This window comes from Spirillospora sp. NPDC049024, from assembly GCF_040649235.1.
Taxonomy (GTDB): domain Bacteria; phylum Actinomycetota; class Actinomycetes; order Streptosporangiales; family Streptosporangiaceae; genus Spirillospora.
The window spans coordinates 35,327-53,345 of record NZ_JBEZFD010000007.1; the positions used below are offsets into that span (position 1 = coordinate 35,327).

The following is an 18,019-nucleotide window of genomic DNA, read 5'->3' on the forward strand; positions in this document are numbered from 1 at the left end:
CCGGAACAAGCCTTTGGCGCTCCAGGTTACCGGCCCGCCGGTACCACTGGGGCCTAGCCGGGCACGGACCAGCCGCGGCCCCGCAGCTCCTGCGCCAGCCGCTCGGCCGCCTCCGGGACGACCGACAGCTCCAGCACGCCGAGCGGGCGGCCCGGCGAGTGCTCGATCGTCACGTCCTCGATGTTGACCTGCGCGATCCCCGCCGCCTGGAAGATCATCGCCAGCTCGCCCGGCCGGTCGGGGATGACCACCTGGACCGTCGCGTAGGCGGGCTGGTCGCCGCCGTGCTTGCCCGGGATGCGCGACCGGCCAGCGTTCCCGCGCAGCAGCAGGTCGGCGACGTGCGTGGCGGCCTCCTCGCTGCCGTCGCGCAGCAGCGACGCCGCCACCGCGAGATCGGTGGCGACGGCCTCCAGCACGTCGGCGACGGGCTGGGAGTTGGCCGACAGGATCCCGATCCACAGCCGCGGGTCGCTCGCCGCGATCCGGGTGACGTCCCGCACGCCCTGACCGGACAGGCCGAGCGCCACGTCGTCGGCGCCCGTCAGGCGGGCGGCGACCGCGGCCGACACCACGTGCGGGGCGTGCGAGACGAGCGCGACCGCCCGGTCGTGCTCGTCGGCGTCGACCTGCACCGGCATCGCGCCGCACGCCTTCGCCAGGCCGGTGACGGCCTCGACCGTCTCCGGCGTCGCCTCCGGGGGCGCGCACAGCGCCCACGGCCGGCCGAGGAACAGGTCCGCCCGCGCCGCGCTCGGCCCGGACCGCTCGCTCCCGGCGAGGGGATGGCCCGCCACGAACGTCGTCAGGTCGCAGCCCAGCCCGGCGGCCTGCGCCAGCGGCAGCGCCTTCACGCTCGCCACGTCGGTGTAGGCGGTCGCCAGACCGCGCTTCTGCGCGTCCCCCAGCGTCACCGCCACCGCCGCCGGCGGCACCGCCAGGACCGCCAGGTCGGCGGGCTCCGCACTCGCGCCGTCCGGCAGGGCCTCGCCCGCGCCGAGCTCCACGGCCAGGGCCAGGGCGGCCGAGTCCCGGTCGGTCAGCAGCACCTCGGCGCCGCGCTCCCGCATCGCCAGGGCGATCGACGTCCCGATCAGGCCGGTCCCGACCACGACGATCCGCCGCGGCACCACGTCCTCGTTCACGCTCGAAACCCTACTGTGCGATGTCCAGCCGGAGCGCCGTCGCGCCGCGCAGGTACACGTGCTGGACCTCCGAGCGGGACCGGTCCGTCGCGATGTGCGCCATGAGCCGGATGACCCGCGGCAGCGCGCCGGGGACGCCGATCTCGGTGGCGCACAGCAGCGGCACCTCGTGGAACCCGAGCTTGCGGGCGGCGAGCGCCGGGAACTCCGCCGTCAGGTCCGGCGTCACCGTGAAGATGACGCTGATCACGTCGTCGGTGGACAGCCCGTTGCGGGCCATCACCTCGGAGACGAGCTCGGTCGTCGCCTCCAGGATCTGGTCCCGGTCGTCGGCGTCGATCTGCGTCGCGCCACGGACCGCGCGTACCGCCACAGTCGTACCCCCTCTGGTCCCGGTGTCCCTCGTGGTGCAGTGTTCTCGTGGTGCAGTGTTCTCGTGGTGCCGTGCTCTCGCCGTGTCCCGGCGCTAGAGCCCGACGGCCTTGTAGAGCTCGCCGACCTCCTGGACGGTGAGCGCCCGCATGCCGCCCGGCTTCAGCTGGCCCAGCTTGATCGGGCCGAACTCGACGCGGGCGAGCTGCTGGACGGGGAAGCCGACCTCCTTCAGCAGCCGCCGGACGATGTGCTTGCGGCCCTCGTGCAGGGTGATCTCGACCAGGACGCGCCGGCCGACCTGGTCGAACACGCGGAACTTGTCGGCCTTCGCGGGCCCGTCGTCCAGGACGACGCCGGCCTTGAGTCGCTTGCCGAGGTCGCGCGGGATCGGGCCGTGGATCTCCGCCAGGTAGGTCTTGAACACCCCGTAGGACGGGTGGGTCAGCCGGTGCGACAGCTCGCCGTCGTTGGTGAGCAGGATCAGGCCCTCGGTGTCGGTGTCCAGCCGCCCGACGTGGAACAGCCGCTCGGGCACCTCCACGTAGTCGGCCAGGGACTTGCGGCCCCGCTCGTCCGCCATCGTGGACACCACGCCGCGCGGCTTGTTGATCGCGTAGTAGCGCATCTCGGAGCGGGTCTCGACCCGCTTGCCGTCCACGTGGATGACGGCGCGCTGCGGGTCGACGCGCTCACCGAACCGGAAGACCTTCTTCCCGTTGACGGTGACGCGGCCCTCGCCGATCAGCTCCTCGCAGTGGCGGCGGCTGCCGATCCCGGCCTCGGCCAGGACCTTCTGCAGGCGCACGCCCTCCTTCTCGTTCACTGGTCCCCTCACCTGGCGGCTCGTGGCCGGGGAGCGGGCGCCGCCGCGCCCGCCCGGTTCGCTGCGTTCCCCGCCCAGGGGCTCGTCACTTCGCTCACGCGTCCTCAACTATGTCGTCTGGCAGGTCATCGGGGAGGTAGGGGGCGAGCTCGGGAAGCTCGTCGAGGTCGCGCAGCCCCAGCCGCTCCAGGAAGTAGCCGGTGGTCCGGTAGAGGTGGGCCTGCGACTCCGGGTCCTGCCCGGCGTCCTCGATCAGGCCCCGCAGCGTCAGCGTCCGCATGACGCCGTCGCTGTTGACGCCGCGGATCGCCGACACGCGGGCCCGGCTCACCGGCTGCCGGTAGGCGACGACGGCGAGCGTCTCCAGTGCGGCCTGGGTCAGCCGCGCCTGCTGCCCGTCGGTGACGAACCGCTCCACCACCGGGGCGCAGACGTCCCGGGTGTAGAACCGCCAGCCGCCGGCGACCTCCCTGAGGTCGAACCCCCGGCCCTGCTCGGTGTATTCCGCGGCCAGTTCCCGCAGCGTCTCCGCGACCTCCCCGCGGGGGCGCTCCAGCAGCTGCGCGAGCGTCATCTCGGTGACCGGCTCGTCCACCACGAGCAGGATCGCCTCGATCGAGGCGCGCAGCCCCGGAAGCTCCGGCGCGTCCGCGCCGGGTTCCTCACTCATCGTCTTCCTCGTCCTTCCGGCTCTTCCCGTCGGCTCCGGCGGCGTCCCCGGCGCCCTCCGCGGGGTCCTTCTTCGGGGCGCCCTCGTAGTCGTCGCCGACCTCGACGTCGCCCTCGTCGGCGCCGGTCCAGGTGATGTGGAGCTCGCCGAGGGGCTCGTGCTGCTCGAACGTGACCGCCTGCTCCCGGTACAGCTCCAGCAGCGCCAGGAACCGCGCGACCACCTCGTAGGTGCCCTCCGCGTCGGCCGCCAGCACCCGGAACGTGGTCTGCCGCAGCCGGCGGAGCCGCTCCACGACGATCGCGGCCTGCTCCTTGACGCTGGCCTTCGGCTGGTACATGTGCTCGACCGAGACCGCCGGCGGCGCCTTCGGCGTGAGCGCCTTGGCGGCGAGCCGGGCGAACTCGTCGGGGCCGAGGCCGAGCAGCACCTCCGGCAGCAGGTTCGCGAACTTCGGCTCCATCGGGACCAGGCGCGGGAACCGGCGGCTCGCGTCGGCGGCGCGCGCGGCGAACACCCGCGCCACCTCCTTGTAGGCCCGGTACTGCAGCAGCCGCGCGAACAGCAGGTCGCGGGCCTCCAGCAGCGCCAGGTCCTCCTCGTCGTCGACCTCACCGGACGGCAGCAGCCGCGCGGCCTTGAGGTCCAGCAGGGTCGCGGCGACCAGCAGGAAGTGGCTGGCCTGGTCGAGGTCCCAGTCGGCGCCGTGCGAGCGGATGTGGGCGATGAAGTCGTCGGTGACCTTGTGCAGCGACACCTCGGTGATGTCGAGCTTGTGCTTGGAGATCAGCCCGAGCAGCAGGTCGAAGGGGCCCTCGAAGTTGTCCAGGCGGACGCGGAACCCCTGCTCCTCCTCGGTCTCCTGCCCCGGTTCGGGCGACGTCGCGTCCACGTCGCTCACGGTAGCGGAGAGCTCCTCGTGCGCTGTGCTCACCGGCCCCATCGTCCCATGCCCGGCGCGTGCCCGCGCACTCCGGCGGCCACGGGCGGTGACGCGGCGGGCCGGGCGCTACTCGCCGGTCAGCTTCCGGACGACGGCCCTTGCGTCCTCGCGGGTGAAGCCGCCGGCGGGTCCGGTCATCTGGACCCTGCCGCCGGTGATGGCCTCCATCACCTGCGCGGGCTGGGACACGAGCGACCCGCCGACCAGCATGGCCATCCGCCCGCCGGGCGCCTGGGCGGCGGAGGCGTCGGCGGCCTTGCGGGTCAGGGCGGCGAACCGGGGCGTGTCCGCCGAGGTCAGCGTCAGCTCGACCGACCAGGCAGGGCTGCCGCGCGCGGGATCGGGCGGGACGGCCTTGACCCCTTCCAGCCGGTGCACCGTCAGCGCGTCCGGACCCAGGACGTAGCACTCGGAGGAGCCGGAGACGGTGACGCCCGCGCACGGCGGGGCCGAGACGCCCGCCAGGAGCCGGAACGTCAGCGGCACGCGCAGGTCGACCGGCCCGGACGAGGACCCGTCGTCCTTGTCGCGCAGGGCCAGGTAGACCCCCGTGCCGCCGACCGCGACGAGCACCACGGCCGCGACGACGATCAGCACGATGGCCGCCATGCCCAGGCCCCGGCGGGACGGGAGCGGCGGCAGGGCGCCGGACGGCGGGCCCGGAGGCGGGTCGTAAGGCAGGGGCGGGGGGGTGCCCATGTGCGCTCCGTCGGGGGTCAGGGGGCGCCGGACGGCGTCACTCGGTCTCCGCCCACCTGACCAGGACCTCCCGGGCCAGGCTGCGGTAGGCGTTGGCGCCCATCGAGCTGGGGTCGAAGAACGTGATCGGCTCCCCCGCCACGGTCGCGTCGGGGAACCGCACCGTGCGGTTGATCACGGTGTGGAACACCGTGTCGCCGAACGCCTCGACGATGCGCCCGAGGACCTCGCGGGTGTGCAGCGTCCGCGAGTCGTACATGGTGCCGAGGACCCCGTCGATGACCAGGCCCGGGTTGATCCGGCCCTGCACCTTCTCGATCGTCTCCATCAGCAGCGCGACGCCGCGCATCGCGAAGTACTCGCACTCCAGCGGGATCAGCACGCCCTCGCTGGCGGCCAGCGCGTTCACGGTGAGCAGGCCGAGCGACGGCTGGCAGTCGATGAGGATGTAGTCGTAGTGCTCGACGGCCGACTTCAGCGCGCCCTGCAGGATGTACTCGCGGCCGACCTCGTGGACGAGCTGGACCTCGGCGCCGGACAGGTCGATGTTGCTCGGCAGCAGGTCCATCCCGTCGACGCCGGTCTCGATGACGACGTCCTCCCACTCGGTGTCGCGTTCGAGCAGCAGGTTGTGGATCGTCACGTCGAGCTGGCGCGGGTCGCCCTTGCCAAGGCCGACCGACAGGGCGCCCTGCGGGTCGAAGTCGACGAGCAGGACGCGGCGGCCGTACTCGGCGAGCGCGGCGCCCAGGTTGATCGTGGTGGTGGTCTTGCCGACCCCGCCCTTCTGGTTGCAGACGGCCACGATCCGCGCGGGCCCGTGCTCGGCCAGCGGCTCCGGCTCCGGGAACACCGGGACGGGGCGCTGCGTGGGCCCGAGAGCGCGACTCGGATCGGTCTCTATGGTGGCGGAGGAGAGGACTCCATCCGCACTGTTAGTGCTGGTCACCAGATCCCTCCCCGACGGCCCGGAAATGCCATCCAGAACGGGGACTCTAGGGCCGTCCACCCCGTCGCTCAAGCCGACGCGCAACGAACGTCGCGATTTGTCGATGGGGCGGATGATCCGATTCGTCCCTTAGTGCGTGTCCGCTGCGCCCGCCGGGCGGTCAGTTCCGCGCCCGCGGGTGCGACGTCGCGTAGACCTCGCGCAGCAGCTGGACGGTGACGAGCGTGTAGACCTGCGTGGTGGTGACCGACGCGTGCCCGAGCAGCTCCTGGACGACGCGGACGTCGGCGCCCCCGTCCAGCAGATGGGTGGCGAACGAGTGCCGCAGCGTGTGCGGGGACACCTCCGACAGCTTCGCCCGGTCGGCGGCGGCGCGCAGCACCATCCAGGCGCCCTGCCGCGACAGCCGCCCGCCCCGCGCGTTCAGGAACAGCGCCGGGCCGCCCCGCCCGGCCCCGGCCAGCTCGGGCCGGGCCCGCACGAGGTAGGCGTCCACGGCCTCGCGGGCGTAGTCGCCGATGGGCACCACCCGGGCCTTGCCGCCCTTGCCGGCGACGCGCGCGAACCCGTCCCGCAGGTCGAGGTCGTCGACGTCCAGGCCGACGGCCTCGGAGATGCGCGCGCCCGACCCGTACAGCAGCTCCAGCAGCGCCCGGTCGCGCAGGCCGCGCGCGGTGCCGGGGTCGCCGGACGGCCCGGCCGCCGCCGCGAGCAGCCGCTCGACCTCCTCCAGCGAGATCGCCTTCGGCAGCCGGCGCGGCGGCGTCGGCGGCTTGACGTCGTGCGCGGGGTCGCCGGCGGCGAGGCCCTCGCGCAGCGCGAACCGGTGCAGCCCGCGGACGGCCACGAGCGCCCGCGCCGCCGAGCCCGCCGACAGCGGCGGATGGTCGTCGTCGCCCTCGCGCAGCCCCACCAGGAACGCACGGACGTCGTCCTCGGTGATCTCCCCGATCGACCCGCGCCCCCGCTCCTCCTGCACCCGTGCGTACCGGCGCAGGTCGCGGCGGTACGAGCTGAGCGTGTTGGCGGCGAGGCCGCGCTCGACCGCGAGGTGCCCCAGGTACCCGCGCACCGCCGAGTCGAGCGCGGACCCCGCGCCGGTGTCAGGGGCGGGGCGCCGCGCGGTGCTCCGGGAGGACGGGCTCGGGGACAGGGCGGCACCTCTTCCGGCCGTGGGGTCCGGGGACCCGCCCATCATGCCCCCTCCGGCCGCCGGAGGGGGACCTCATCCGGCTCAGTCCTCCGGCGCGTCGACGGGGCGCAGGTCCGCGAAGTCCGAGCCGCGGGCCGCGTGCACCGCGAGGATCCCCATGCACGCGATCATGTTGTGCAGCTCGCCGGCGAACACCTTGCGGACCGCCTCCTCCAGCGGCACCCACACGACCGGCATGTCGGCCTCCTCGTGGACGCGCTCGAAGTCGATCTGGTCGGCGGGCACCTCGGTGAGGCCGCGCGCCAGGAAGATCCGGATGCGCTCGTCGGCCATGCCCGGCGAGGGGTACACGTCGAGCAGGGTGTCCCACCGCTCGGCGCGGTAGCCGGCCTCCTCCAGCAGCTCGCGCTCCGCGAGCTTGTGCAGGGGCTCGCCGTCGACGTCGCGCAGCCCGGCGGGCGCCTCCCACAGCAGCCGCGACACCGGGTGCCGGTACTGGCGCAGCAGCAGCACCCGGTCGCGGTCGTCGACCGCGATGACCCCGACCGAGCCGATGTGCTCGATCACGTCGCGGCCGACGGCCTCCGTGGCGTCGCCGCGCGGCATCTCCACCCGGTCGCTGCGGACGCTGAAGACCCGCCCCCGGTAGACCGTGGACGACTCCACGACCTTCCAGCTGTCGGGGCGGTCGCGGACGTCGTCCGGGCCGAGCTCCTCGCCGCTCATGACGCCGCCACCGTCCCCGCCCCGCCCTCGCCCGCGCGCGCCTCGGCGTAGTCGAGGGCGGCCGAGACGAGGCCGGTGAACAGCGGATGCGGCCGGGTCGGGCGGGACCGGAACTCCGGGTGCGCCTGCGTCCCGACGAAGAACGGGTGCTGGTCGCGGGGCAGCTCGACGTACTCGACCAGGCGGCCGTCGGGCGACAGGCCCGAGAACCGCAGCCCGGCCTCCTCCAGCCGGTCGCGGTAGGCGTTGTTGACCTCGTAGCGGTGCCGGTGCCGCTCGGACACCTTCGCCTCCCCGTACAGGTCCCGGACGACGGAGCCGTCGGCCAGGTCCGCCGGGTAGAGGCCGAGCCTCATCGTGCCGCCCATGTCGCGCTCCCCGGCGACGACGTCGAGCTGGTCGGCCATCGTGGCGACGACAGGGTGGGCGGTGGTGGCGTCGAACTCGGCGCTGCCGGCGTCCGCGAGGCCCCCGAGGTTCCGCGCCGCCTCGATGACCATGCACTGGAGCCCGAGGCAGATGCCGAGCAGCGGGACGCGGTTCTCCCGGGCATGCCGGACGGCGCCGAGCTTGCCCTCGATGCCGCGGACGCCGAACCCGCCGGGGACGAGGACGCCGTCGACGCCGTCGAGCTCCCGCTTGGCGCCCTCGGGCGTCTCGCAGTCGTCGCTCTTCACCCAGCGGATGTGCACCTTGGCGTCGTTGCCGAACCCGCCGTGCCGCAGCGCCTCGGTGACCGACAGGTAGGCGTCGGGCAGGTCGATGTACTTGCCGACCAGCGCGATCGTGACCTCGCGGGCGGGCTTGTGGACGCGGCGGAGCAGCTCGTCCCACGCGCCCCAGTCGACGTCGCGGAACGGCAGGTCCAGGCGGCGCACCACGTAGGCGTCCAGGCCCTCGGAGTGCAGCACCTTCGGGATGTCGTAGATGCTGGCGGCGTCCACCGCGGACACCACGGCCTCGCGGTCCACGTCGCACATCAGGCTGATCTTGTGCTTGAGCCCGTCGGTGATCGGCCGGTCCGACCGGCACACGATCGCGTCGGGCTGGATGCCGATGGAGCGCAGCGCCGCGACCGAGTGCTGCGTCGGCTTGGTCTTCAGCTCCCCGGACGGGCCGATGTAGGGCAGCAGGGACACGTGCAGGAAGAAGCAGTTCTCCCGCCCGATCTCGTGCCGGATCTGCCGGACCGACTCCAGGAACGGCAGCGACTCGATGTCGCCGACCGTCCCGCCCACCTCGGTGATGACGATGTCGACGTCGCCGTCGTCGGCCATCCCGCGGATCCGGTCCTTGATCTCGTTGGTGATGTGCGGGATCACCTGGACGGTGTCGCCGAGGTACTCCCCGCGCCGCTCCTTGGCGATCACGTTCGAGTAGACCTGACCGGTGGTGACGTTCGCGGACCCGTGCAGCTCGGTGTCGAGGAACCGCTCGTAGTGCCCGATGTCCAGGTCCGTCTCGGCGCCGTCGTCGGTGACGAAGACCTCGCCGTGCTGGAACGGGTTCATCGTGCCCGGGTCGACGTTGAGGTAGGGGTCGAGCTTCTGCATGGTGACCCGGAGCCCGCGGAGGGCCAGGAGCCGCCCGAGGCTGGACGCCGTCAGACCCTTGCCGAGGCTGGAGGCGACACCGCCGGTGACGAAGAGATGCTTGGTAGGACGTGATCTACCAGTGGTAGCCGATGGCAAGAAGGCGCTCCCGTGGTCGTTGCGAGGCGGACGGTACCGCACTGTCCACGGGGTTCTAGCTTATTGCATTTCTCTCCTCCTTCGGCCCGGGGGGCCTCCATCGTCGAGAAACGCCGGCGGTTCCTACTGCGCTTCTCTCCTCCTTCGGGCCTGGCGGCCCTCCATCGTCGAGAAGCGCGGGCGATCGCTGGCATCGCTCCGGCTCGCCTAGCGGCTCACTGCGCGATCAGGGTCTCGCTCCGCTCGCCCCTGCCTTCGGACGCGATCGCAACCTTCAGGTCGTCGCGTGGTTGCGGCGACGGCTGATGTCGCCGCGCCCGCCACACCCGCCCAGCACAACGGCGGACGTACAACTCGCCCGCCTCCAGACGCGATCACAATCGGCGGATCGTCGCATGGCCACGACGCCTGCTCAGGGTGTCGCGGCGCCGGGCCCGTACAGTTCGGCGGCCCCCCTGCCATCGGACGCGATCACAACCCCAGGAGCGCCGCGTGGGCACTGCGACCGCTGAAGTTGTCGCGCCGCCGTGCCTGGTCAGCGCGACGGCGGGACCTGCGGCTCGCCTCGCTTTCAGACGTGATCACAACCCGCGGGTCGCTGCCGTGACGGCCTAGGTTGTTGCGGCGGACGTGCCCGTACGGCTCGTCAGCCCCCGTCTTCGGACGCGATCGGAGCCTTTGCGGGCGCCGTTCAAGCGCGGCGACGGCCGGTGTCTACGTGGTCGTCGCGCCTGGTCAGCGCGACGGCGGCCCTAAGGCTCGCCTCTACTCTCGAACGCGGCCAACCCGTGGGGCTCGGGTGCGGCGACGGCTGGAGTCGACGCGACCGCCGCGCCTGGGTGGCGTGGCGGTCGGCTCTGGCTTTTCCGGCCTCCGGGTGGGAGCGCGGCCCCTAGAGGCGGGGGGTGGCGGCGGTGGGCATGATGGTGCGGAGTTGCCTGGTCAGCTCGTCGATCAGGGAGCGGGCCTGGTCGGCGGCCTGGCGGGCGGCGTCGCGTTCCTGGGAGAGTTCGGCGATCTGGGCGCGCTGCTCGGTGACGGCCTGGGCCAGCTGGTCGACCCACTGGTCGCGCTCGGCGAGCTTCTCGGCGACGGCGTCGCGTTCGGCGGCCAGCTGGCGCATCGCGGCGACGGTCTTGTCGCGCTCGCGACCGGCCTGGTCAGCGCGGCCGCGGGCCAGGGTGAGCTCGGACTCGGCGCGCGCCTGCGCCTGGACGGCGGCCTCGCGGCCCCGCTCGGCGGCCTCGCGCGCCTTGGCGCTGCCGTCGCGCTCCCGCTCGGCCTTCTTGGCGGCCTCCAGCGACTGGGCGGCCGTGTCGAGGGCCTGCTGCCGCTCGGCCTCGGCGGCGTCGGCGCGTGCGGCGGCCTCCTGGGCGCGGCGCTCGGAGTCCTGCACCCGCCGCTCGGCCTCCTGGGCGCGGCGCTCGTTCTCCTGCGCGCGGCGCTCGGCGACCTCGGCGCGGCGTCGGGACTCGTCGGCCTCCTTGCCGGCGGCGACGACGGCGTGCTGGAGGTTCTGCGCGGTCATCTCGGCGTCGGTGACCTTGGCGCGCAGCGCCGACAGCTCGCTGTGCGCGGTCTCCAGCGCGCGGGACAGCTCCCCCGCCTGCTCGGCGACGCGGTCGCGCTCGGCCTCGGCGGAGCGGCGGGCGCCGACGGCGTCCTCGACGGCGCGCAGGGCGTCGTCGCGGGCCTCGCTCATGGCGTCGCGCTGCTGGATCGCCTGCCGGACCGTCGCCTCGGCCTCGGCGACGCGGCGCTCGGCCTGCTCGACCTGGGCCTGCAGCTGCTCCATCTGCGCGCGGGTCTGCTCGGCCTGCGCGCGGGCCTGGTCGGCCTGGACGCGCGCCTGCTCGGCCTGGCCGCGGGCCTGGTCGGCCTGGGCGCGGCCCTGCTGGGCCTGGTTCCAGGCGGCGGCCGCGTCGCGCTGGGCGTTCTCCTTCTCGGTCTGGAGCGCCGCGATCTGCGTGACGGCCTCGTTCTGGACCTCGGCGGTGCGGCGCTCGGCCTCGGCGACCTGGCGCTCGGCCTCCACGGCGCGGCGTTCCGCCTGCTCGGCCTGGCCGCGAGCGCGCTGCACCTCGCCCCACGCGGCCGCGGCGTCGCGCTGCGCGGACTCCTTCTCCGCCTGGACGGCCGCGACCTGCGAGGCGCTCTCGTTCTGGGCCTCGGTGAGGCGGCGCTCGGCCTCCACGGCGCGGCGGTCGGCCTGCTCGGCCTGGCCGCGAGCGCGCTGCACCTCGCCCCAGGCGGCGGCCGCGTCGCGCTGCGCGGACTCCTTCTCCGCCTGGACGGCGGCGATCTGCGAGGCCGTCTCGGTCTGCGCCTCGTTGACCTTGCGCTCCCCGGCGGCGAGCGCGTCGCCGATGAGGTCGGCCATCTGGCGGAGCCGCTCGACGATGTCCCAGGGCTGGGCCTCGGTCTGCTCGACGTCGGGGCGCGCCATCTCCCCCGTCTGCGCGTGCCTGCCGGGCTGGCCCGGTTGGCCGGGCTGCCCGGGCTTGGACATCTGGATGGGCTGCTGGGCGGACGGCAGCGCCTGCTGCGCGCCGCCCGGGTCGCGTCCCATGGCGGGCCAGGGGGCCGCCCCCTCGGGGACGCCCCGGGAACCGCCGGATCCGTTCAGCTCGCTCACCGGTCTCCTCGCCTCCCGGACGGGAGCGGGCCGACCGGCGGCACGCCGTTCGCCCTGCTCGCAGCGTTACCGGCCCGACGGCTCGTCACTTCGCTCACGTGTCTCCTCGCCCGGCGGCGCACGGCCGCGTTCGCGGGGGTCGTTGTGCACATCTCGTTCGCTCCGCTGCCGGCCCTGTGGCTCCTCGCTTCGCTCACTAGAGGCACTCTAGTCCCGACCAGCGGAACGTTTGCCCAGTTTGGGGTTTGCCTTCTCGACATCCGCCCGGTGTTCGCGCACGCAGGACGCCTGATCACCCCTCGCGCGGCCCTTCCGCGGGGTGCGGTGGGTCACATCCCGCCGGTACGCGGGCCGGATGGGACAATCGCGCTCCATGGAGCTTCGCACGCTGTACCCGCCGATCGAGCCCTACGACTCCGGGCTGCTCGACGTCGGCGATGGAAACCGTATCTACTGGGAGGTCTGCGGGAACCCCGACGGCAAGCCCGCCGTGATGCTGCACGGCGGGCCGGGCGGCGGGTGCAGCCCGGCCCACCGCCGGCAGTTCGACCCCGAGGCGTACCGGATCGTCCTGTTCGACCAGCGCAACTGCGGCCGCAGCCTGCCGCACGCGAAGGACCCGGAGGTGTCGCTGGAGAGCAACACCACCTGGAACCTGGTCGCCGACATGGAGCGGCTCCGCGAGCACCTCGGCATCGAGCGCTGGCTGGTGTTCGGCGGGAGCTGGGGCAGCGCGCTGTCGCTGGCGTACGCGCAGACGCACCCCGACCGGGTGACCGAGCTGGTGCTGCGCGGCATCTTCACCCTGCGGCCGTTCGAGCTGTACTGGTTCTACCAGGAGGGGGCGTCGCTGCTGTTCCCCGACCTGTGGGAGAAGTACGTCGAGCCGATCCCCGAGGACGAGCGCGAGGACCTCATCTCGGCGTTCCGCGAGCGGCTCGAGTCGCCGGACCCCGAGGTGCGGGTCGCGGCCGCGAAGGCGTGGGCGACGTGGGAGGGCTCGACGCTCACCCTGCGGCCGGACCCGGAGATGGCCGGCGGGTTCGGCGAGCCGGAGTACGCGGTGGCGTTCGCCCGCATCGAGAACCACTACTTCACCAACGGGGGGTTCCTCGAGGAGGACCAGCTGATCCGGGACGTGGACAAGATCCGCCACATCCCGGCCGTGATCGTGCAGGGGCGCTACGACGTGTGCACGCCGGTCGCGACGGCATGGGACCTGCACCGCGCGTGGCCCGAGGCCGACTTCCACATCGTCGACGACGCGGGGCACGCCTACAGCGAGCCGGGGATCCTGCACCGCCTGATCGAGGCGACCGACCGCTTCGCGGGCAAGTCGTGACTCGTCGTGACCGTCTGATAACTTAGAGGAATCGGACGATGTGAGGCCGAACCTGAATCGGTCTCACCTTCAGGCTGATTCAGGACGTCCGCAAGGAGGCCGGCGTCCGGCGTTCTCGCCGGGCCTCGGCCGCCCCGGAAGCGGACCGAAACCCGGATTCCCTAACCCATAAGCCATCCAGGTCTTACCCTCTGGATGGAGCACCTGCCCCTTGAAGGTAAGTACACGGGGCCTCGGAGAGTGCCTTGACCCACTCCCGCCACAGCCCGGCCGCTCGCGGCTCGACCTCCCGCGATGCGAAGTGACGCCCGCCGCACCGGGCCCGTTGACACCGGATCTATGTGACTTACCTCACATAACCGATACAAAAAAGCACTCCTGACGCAGCGGCGAAACGTTAAGGTTGCATTCAGGAAGCATGCTCGAAACATCTCCGGCGCATCTGGCAGTACCGCCTGCGTATCACGGGGAAACGCGGATCGCGGCCCGCATCGAGACCGCCGAAATTGCACCCGAATCGCAAAAGCATTTAATCATACCCAGCGATCGGCACGGCTAAACATCTCGCCGATAACAATCGGCTGCGATCATCGCGCGAGATTCGCTAAGTTGCCTGGACATGGCAGCGCAACCCCTGGAATCACCGACCCGACGCCCCGAGAAGAACGAGACGAACGCGGAAGTGCTACTCCAGGAGCCGAGCCTCGCCGATGGACCCGCGCTTTGGCGGCTCGCCCGGGACTCTCAGGTCCTGGACGTCAACTCGCCGTACAGCTACGCGCTCTGGTGCCGCGATTTCGCGGACACCTCGATCGTCGCGCGCGACGACGCGGGCCCCTGCGGCTTCATCACCGGCTACGTCCGCCCGTCCCGTCCGGACACGTTCTTCGTGTGGCAGGTCGCGGTCGACCGCGACCACCGCGGCAGGGGCCTCGCTCGCCGCATGCTCGACGGCCTGGCCGACCGGCTCGCCCCCCGCGGGCACCGGTTCATGGAGGCCACGGTCACGCCGGACAACGCCGCCTCCACCGCGATGTTCGAATCCTTCGCCAGGGCCCGCGGGTGCGAGCTCGCCCGCAGCCCGCTGTTCGCCGCGGAGCACTTCCCCGAGGGGGGACACGAGCCCGAGGTGCTCTTCAGGATCGGCCCGATCACCGCCGCGAACTGACCCCCCGCCACGCCCCCCACCCGCTCCTCTCCGACCCTGCCTGGAGGCAGACATGGACGTTTTCGACCGCCTGGAATCGGAAGTCCGCGGCTACTGCAGAAGCTGGCCCACGGTGTTCACCACGGCCCAGGGCAGCCACATGACCGACGAGGACGGCAAGACCTACCTCGATTTCTTCGCCGGCGCCGGCACCCTCAACTACGGGCACAACAACCCGCAGCTGAAACGCCGGCTGCTGGATTATCTCGCCGGCGACGCGGTCGTGCACGGACTCGACATGTACACCTCGGCCAAGCGGGAGTTCCTGGAACGCTTCAACGAGTACGTCCTGAAGCCCCGCAACCTCGACTACAAAGTCCAGTTCCCCGGCCCCGCGGGGAACAACTCCGTCGAGGCCGCGCTGAAACTGGCGCGCAAGTACACCGGCCGCGAGACCGTCGTCAGCTTCACCAACGCCTTTCACGGGATGACGCTCGGCGCGCTCGCCGTGACCGGCAACTCGATGAAGCGCACCGGCGCGGGCGTGCCCCTCGGGCACGGCGTGGCGATGCCCTACGACAACTACCTCGACGGCCGGACGCCCGACTTCCTGCTCTTCGAGACGATGCTGGACGACAGCGGCAGCGGCCTCGACAAGCCCGCCGCCGTCATCGTGGAGACCGTGCAGGGCGAGGGCGGCATCAACGTCGCCACCGCCGAGTGGCTGCGCGGCCTGGAGGACCTCTGCCGCCGGCAGGACATCCTCCTCATCGTCGACGACGTGCAGATGGGGTGCGGCCGCACCGGGCCGTTCTTCAGCTTCGAGGAGGCGGGGATCACCCCGGACATCGTCTGCCTGTCCAAGTCCCTCAGCGGCTACGGCCTGCCCTTCGCGGTCACGCTGATGAAGCGCGAGCTCGACGTCTGGGACCCGGGAGAGCACAACGGCACCTTCCGCGGCTTCAACCCCGCGTTCGTCACCGCCGTCGGCGCGCTGGAGGACTACTGGACCGGCGACGACTTCGAGAAGCAGACCCTCGCCAAGGGCCAGCAGGTCCAGGCGGCGCTGAACGAGATCGCGATCGCGCACGCCGGCGCCGTCGACTCCGTCCGCGGCCGCGGCCTGGCGTGGGGCCTGGTGATGAAGGACCCGGAGGCGGCCTCGAAGGTGTGCGGCGAGGCGTTCGCGCGGGGGCTGCTGATGGAGACCTCCGGGCCCGAGGGCGAGGTCGCCAAGCTGCTGCCGCCGCTCACCACCACCGAGTCCGAGCTGGCCACCGGCCTGGAGATCATCGCGGACTCGGTGGAGGCCGTCCGCCAGAAGGTCACCGCCTGAGCCGCCGGGCACCGAACAGAACAAGGGAGTCTCAATGATCGTTCGTTCCCTCGGGGAGATCATCGGCACGGAGCGCGACGTGCAGGCGCCGACCTGGTGCAGCCGCCGCTTCGTGCTGGCCAAAGAGGGCGTCGGGTTCTCGCTGCACGAGACGATCCTGTACGCGGGCACCGAGACGAAGATGTGGTACGCCAACCACATCGAGGCCGTGTACTGCGTCGAGGGCCAGGGCGAGCTGACCAACGACGAGACGGGCGAGAAGCACAAGATCGAGCCGGGCGTGATGTACCTGCTCGACGGCCACGAGCACCACACGCTGCGCGCGCACACGGACGTGCGGACCGTCTGCGTGTTCAACCCGCCCTGCACCGGCCGGGAGGTCCATGACGAGAACGGCGTGTACCCGCTGCTGACCGAGGAGGACGCATGAGCATCATCGAGTCCCATCCGACGATCGACGACGCCTACCCCACCCGGAAGTCCTCCGAGGCCGCGCTGCTGTACCGCCAGGACCCGGTCGTGTACGGCGAGGCCCAGGACGGGCCCGTCGACGCCGCCACACTCGAGGCCTACGAGGCCAACGGCTTCCTGTCCGTGGACCAGCTGCTCGCGCCGGAGGAGGTCGAGGACTACCGTGCCGAGCTGCGCCGGCTGTCCGCGGACCCGCGGATCCTGGCCGACGAGCGCACGGTCACCGAGCGCGGCTCGGACGAGGTCCGCTCGATCTTCGAGGTGCACAAGATCAGCGAGGTGTTCGCCGAACTCGTCCGCGACCCCCGCGTCGTCGGCCGGGCCCGGCAGATCCTCGGCTCGGAGGTTTACGTCCACCAGAGCCGGGTCAACTACAAGCCAGGTTTCACTGGCAAGGACTTCTACTGGCACTCGGACTTCGAGACCTGGCACGCGGAGGACGGCATGCCCCGGATGCGCGCGGTGAGCATATCCATCGCGCTCACCGAGAATTTCGTGCACAATGGCGGGCTAATGATCATGCCTGGCTCGCACAAGACCTTCGTGGCCTGCGTCGGGGAGACCCCGGACGACCACTACAAGGAGTCCCTGCGCGGACAGGAGATCGGGACGCCCGACCCCAACAGCCTGTCGATCCTGGCCGACAAGCACGGGATCGAGCTGTTCACGGGCTCGGCGGGCTCGGCCACCATGTTCGACTGCAACTGCATGCACGGCTCGAACGGGAACATCACCCCGTTCCCGCGCTCCAACGTGTTCATCGTGTTCAACAGCGTGGAGAACACGTGCGTCGAGCCGTTCTCGGCGCCCGCGCCCCGTCCCACCTTCATCGGCGCCCGCGACTTCACTCCCGTCGGGGCGGAGAGCGCCCAGGGGGGCGCGGAAGGCCGTTCCGCCGCCGAGGGCGCCGCCGGCGCCTGAGCCTAACAATTCGATAACCCGACCCCGCTCCGCGCCCGCAAGGGGGCCCTTCCGGCCTTCTTGCGGGCGCGGAGCACACCTATCAGGAGTTCAACGATGACTTCCTCGAGACGAGACTTCCTCCGCACCGCCGTGCTGCTGTCCGCCGCGGCGCCGCTGGCCGCGGCGGGCTGCTCCACGACGGATCCGGAGACGGAGAAGGCCGGCGGCGGCACGCTGGAGAAGGCCAAGAAGGCCGGTGTGATCACGGTCGGGTTCGCCAACGAGGCCCCCTACGGCTACACCGACAAGTCCGGGAAGCTGACCGGCGAGGCCCCCGAGCTCGCGCGCGCCATCTTCAAGAACCTCGGCATCGACGAGATCAAGGGCGTCCAGGTCGACTTCGGCGGGCTCATCGGCGGGCTCAACGCCAAGCGGTTCGACGCGATCGCCGCCGGCATGTTCATCACGCCGGAGCGGTGCGCCTCGGCGGCGTTCGCCAACCCCGAGTACGTCGCCAAGAGCGCCTTCATGGTGCCGAAGGGCAACCCCAAGGGCCTCAAGGCCGCCGAGGACCCGGGCAAGAAGGGCGCCAAGGTCGGCGTGCTCACCGGCGCGGTCGAGGCCGGGTACGCCGAGAAGACCGGCGTCAAGAAGGGCGACATCAAGACGTTCGCCGACCAGGCGAGCGCCTACGAGGGCCTGAAGGCCGGGCGCATCGACTGCATCTGGCTGACCCGCATCTCCCTGGCCGACCTGCTGACCAAGCACCAGGGCGAGGGCTTCGAGGTCACCGACGCGTTCACCCCCGTCATCGACGGCAAGGAGCAGCTCGGCGCCGGCGCGTTCGCGTTCCGCAAGGCCGACACCGACCTGGTGAACGCCTGGAACGGCGAGCTCGCCAAGCTCCAGCAGGGCAACAAGCTGCTGCCGGTCCTGCAGCCGTTCGGCTTCACCCAGGCGGAGATGCCCGGCCCGGGGGACACCGCCGCCAAGTTCTGCCAGGGCTGACCC

The 18,019-nt window shown here is 72.0% G+C and carries 17 protein-coding genes; 6 read left to right on the forward strand and 11 right to left on the reverse strand.

The genetic code is table 11. The features are described from left to right. Positions 1–53 precede the first annotated feature (53 nt). The 11 genes from AB0C21_RS14765 to AB0C21_RS14815 form a co-directional block, all read right to left on the reverse strand. Entirely contained in the window at positions 54–1,145 is a 1,092-nt protein-coding gene (locus tag AB0C21_RS14765; protein ID WP_500204601.1) for a prephenate dehydrogenase, read from the reverse strand. A gap of 10 nt (positions 1,146–1,155) precedes the next feature. After that, entirely contained in the window at positions 1,156–1,518 is a 363-nt protein-coding gene (gene aroH, locus AB0C21_RS14770) for a chorismate mutase (RefSeq protein WP_500204603.1), read from the reverse strand. A 93-nt stretch (positions 1,519–1,611) separates the two neighbouring features. Next, positions 1,612–2,343, reverse strand: coding sequence for a pseudouridine synthase (locus AB0C21_RS14775; RefSeq protein ID WP_149257186.1), 732 nt, complete (start codon positions 2,341–2,343; stop codon positions 1,612–1,614). Positions 2,344–2,437: 94 nt separating this feature from the next. Further along, positions 2,438–3,013: an SMC-Scp complex subunit ScpB gene (gene scpB / locus AB0C21_RS14780; RefSeq protein WP_149257187.1), complete on the reverse strand. Its 576-nt coding sequence runs from the start codon at positions 3,011–3,013 to the stop codon at positions 2,438–2,440. After that, entirely contained in the window at positions 3,006–3,905 is a 900-nt protein-coding gene (locus AB0C21_RS14785; protein WP_500204953.1) for a segregation and condensation protein A, read from the reverse strand. Before AB0C21_RS14785 ends, scpB begins: the two co-directional genes overlap by 8 nt. A 117-nt stretch (positions 3,906–4,022) precedes the next feature. Then, positions 4,023–4,655: a SecDF P1 head subdomain-containing protein gene (locus AB0C21_RS14790; RefSeq protein WP_500204605.1), complete on the reverse strand. Its 633-nt coding sequence runs from the start codon at positions 4,653–4,655 to the stop codon at positions 4,023–4,025. A gap of 37 nt (positions 4,656–4,692) precedes the next feature. After that, a complete protein-coding gene (locus AB0C21_RS14795) occupies positions 4,693–5,559 on the reverse strand; it encodes a ParA family protein (RefSeq protein ID WP_305790869.1) in 867 nt (288 codons plus the stop codon). A gap of 205 nt (positions 5,560–5,764) precedes the next feature. Then, the gene (locus AB0C21_RS14800) at positions 5,765–6,799 is read right to left on the reverse strand and encodes a site-specific tyrosine recombinase XerD (protein WP_500204608.1); all 1,035 of its coding nucleotides are present in this window, start codon (positions 6,797–6,799) and stop codon (positions 5,765–5,767) included. Between the two features lie 39 nt (positions 6,800–6,838). Continuing rightward, positions 6,839–7,483 (reverse strand): NUDIX domain-containing protein, encoded by a 645-nt coding sequence (locus AB0C21_RS14805; protein ID WP_500204611.1) that lies wholly within the window; start codon positions 7,481–7,483, stop codon positions 6,839–6,841. Continuing rightward, the gene (gene pyrG / locus AB0C21_RS14810) at positions 7,480–9,174 is read right to left on the reverse strand and encodes a CTP synthase (RefSeq protein ID WP_500204613.1); all 1,695 of its coding nucleotides are present in this window, start codon (positions 9,172–9,174) and stop codon (positions 7,480–7,482) included. The genes AB0C21_RS14805 and pyrG overlap by 4 nt, the downstream gene beginning before the upstream one ends. Before the next feature lie 892 nt (positions 9,175–10,066). Next, positions 10,067–11,809, reverse strand: coding sequence for a coiled-coil domain-containing protein (locus AB0C21_RS14815; protein ID WP_500204614.1), 1,743 nt, complete (start codon positions 11,807–11,809; stop codon positions 10,067–10,069). Between the two features lie 373 nt (positions 11,810–12,182). Here AB0C21_RS14815 and pip point away from each other — a divergent pair, with 373 nt between their 5' ends. The 6 genes from pip (at position 12,183) to ehuB (ending at position 18,016) form a co-directional block, all read left to right on the forward strand. Then, positions 12,183–13,151 carry a prolyl aminopeptidase gene (gene pip / locus AB0C21_RS14820; protein ID WP_500204616.1) on the forward strand — a complete coding sequence of 323 codons (969 nt, stop codon included), beginning with the start codon at positions 12,183–12,185 and terminating at the stop codon, positions 13,149–13,151. 619 nt (positions 13,152–13,770) lie between these two features. After that, complete coding sequence (gene ectA / locus AB0C21_RS14825; RefSeq protein ID WP_149257194.1) at positions 13,771–14,319, forward strand: diaminobutyrate acetyltransferase; 549 nt, start codon at positions 13,771–13,773, stop codon at positions 14,317–14,319. 52 nt (positions 14,320–14,371) lie between these two features. Then, on the forward strand, positions 14,372–15,634 hold the full coding sequence (ectB, locus tag AB0C21_RS14830; RefSeq protein ID WP_500204618.1) for a diaminobutyrate--2-oxoglutarate transaminase: 1,263 nt from the start codon (positions 14,372–14,374) through the stop codon (positions 15,632–15,634). A gap of 34 nt (positions 15,635–15,668) precedes the next feature. Then, entirely contained in the window at positions 15,669–16,064 is a 396-nt protein-coding gene (locus tag AB0C21_RS14835; protein ID WP_089312209.1) for an ectoine synthase, read from the forward strand. Next, positions 16,061–17,026, forward strand: coding sequence for an ectoine hydroxylase (gene thpD / locus AB0C21_RS14840; RefSeq protein ID WP_500204620.1), 966 nt, complete (start codon positions 16,061–16,063; stop codon positions 17,024–17,026). The genes AB0C21_RS14835 and thpD overlap by 4 nt, the downstream gene beginning before the upstream one ends. A gap of 96 nt (positions 17,027–17,122) precedes the next feature. Beyond that, positions 17,123–18,016 (forward strand): ectoine/hydroxyectoine ABC transporter substrate-binding protein EhuB, encoded by an 894-nt coding sequence (gene ehuB / locus AB0C21_RS14845; RefSeq protein WP_353821126.1) that lies wholly within the window; start codon positions 17,123–17,125, stop codon positions 18,014–18,016. The last annotated feature ends 3 nt before the right edge of the window (positions 18,017–18,019 follow it).

What these genes read in the sequence shown, in the direction of transcription:
- scpB (WP_149257187.1), bottom strand. Translation starts at nt 3,013, where the DNA reads ATGAGTGAGGAACCCGGCGCGGACGCGCCGGAGCTTCCGGGGCTGCGC.
- AB0C21_RS14790 (WP_500204605.1), bottom strand. Translation starts at nt 4,655, where the DNA reads ATGGGCACCCCCCCGCCCCTGCCTTACGACCCGCCTCCGGGCCCGCCG.
- AB0C21_RS14800 (WP_500204608.1), bottom strand. Translation starts at nt 6,799, where the DNA reads ATGGGCGGGTCCCCGGACCCCACGGCCGGAAGAGGTGCCGCCCTGTCC.
- AB0C21_RS14805 (WP_500204611.1), bottom strand. Translation starts at nt 7,483, where the DNA reads ATGAGCGGCGAGGAGCTCGGCCCGGACGACGTCCGCGACCGCCCCGAC.
- pip (WP_500204616.1), top strand. Translation starts at nt 12,183, where the DNA reads ATGGAGCTTCGCACGCTGTACCCGCCGATCGAGCCCTACGACTCCGGG.
- ectA (WP_149257194.1), top strand. Translation starts at nt 13,771, where the DNA reads ATGGCAGCGCAACCCCTGGAATCACCGACCCGACGCCCCGAGAAGAAC.
- ectB (WP_500204618.1), top strand. Translation starts at nt 14,372, where the DNA reads ATGGACGTTTTCGACCGCCTGGAATCGGAAGTCCGCGGCTACTGCAGA.
- AB0C21_RS14835 (WP_089312209.1), top strand. Translation starts at nt 15,669, where the DNA reads ATGATCGTTCGTTCCCTCGGGGAGATCATCGGCACGGAGCGCGACGTG.
- thpD (WP_500204620.1), top strand. Translation starts at nt 16,061, where the DNA reads ATGAGCATCATCGAGTCCCATCCGACGATCGACGACGCCTACCCCACC.
- ehuB (WP_353821126.1), top strand. Translation starts at nt 17,123, where the DNA reads ATGACTTCCTCGAGACGAGACTTCCTCCGCACCGCCGTGCTGCTGTCC.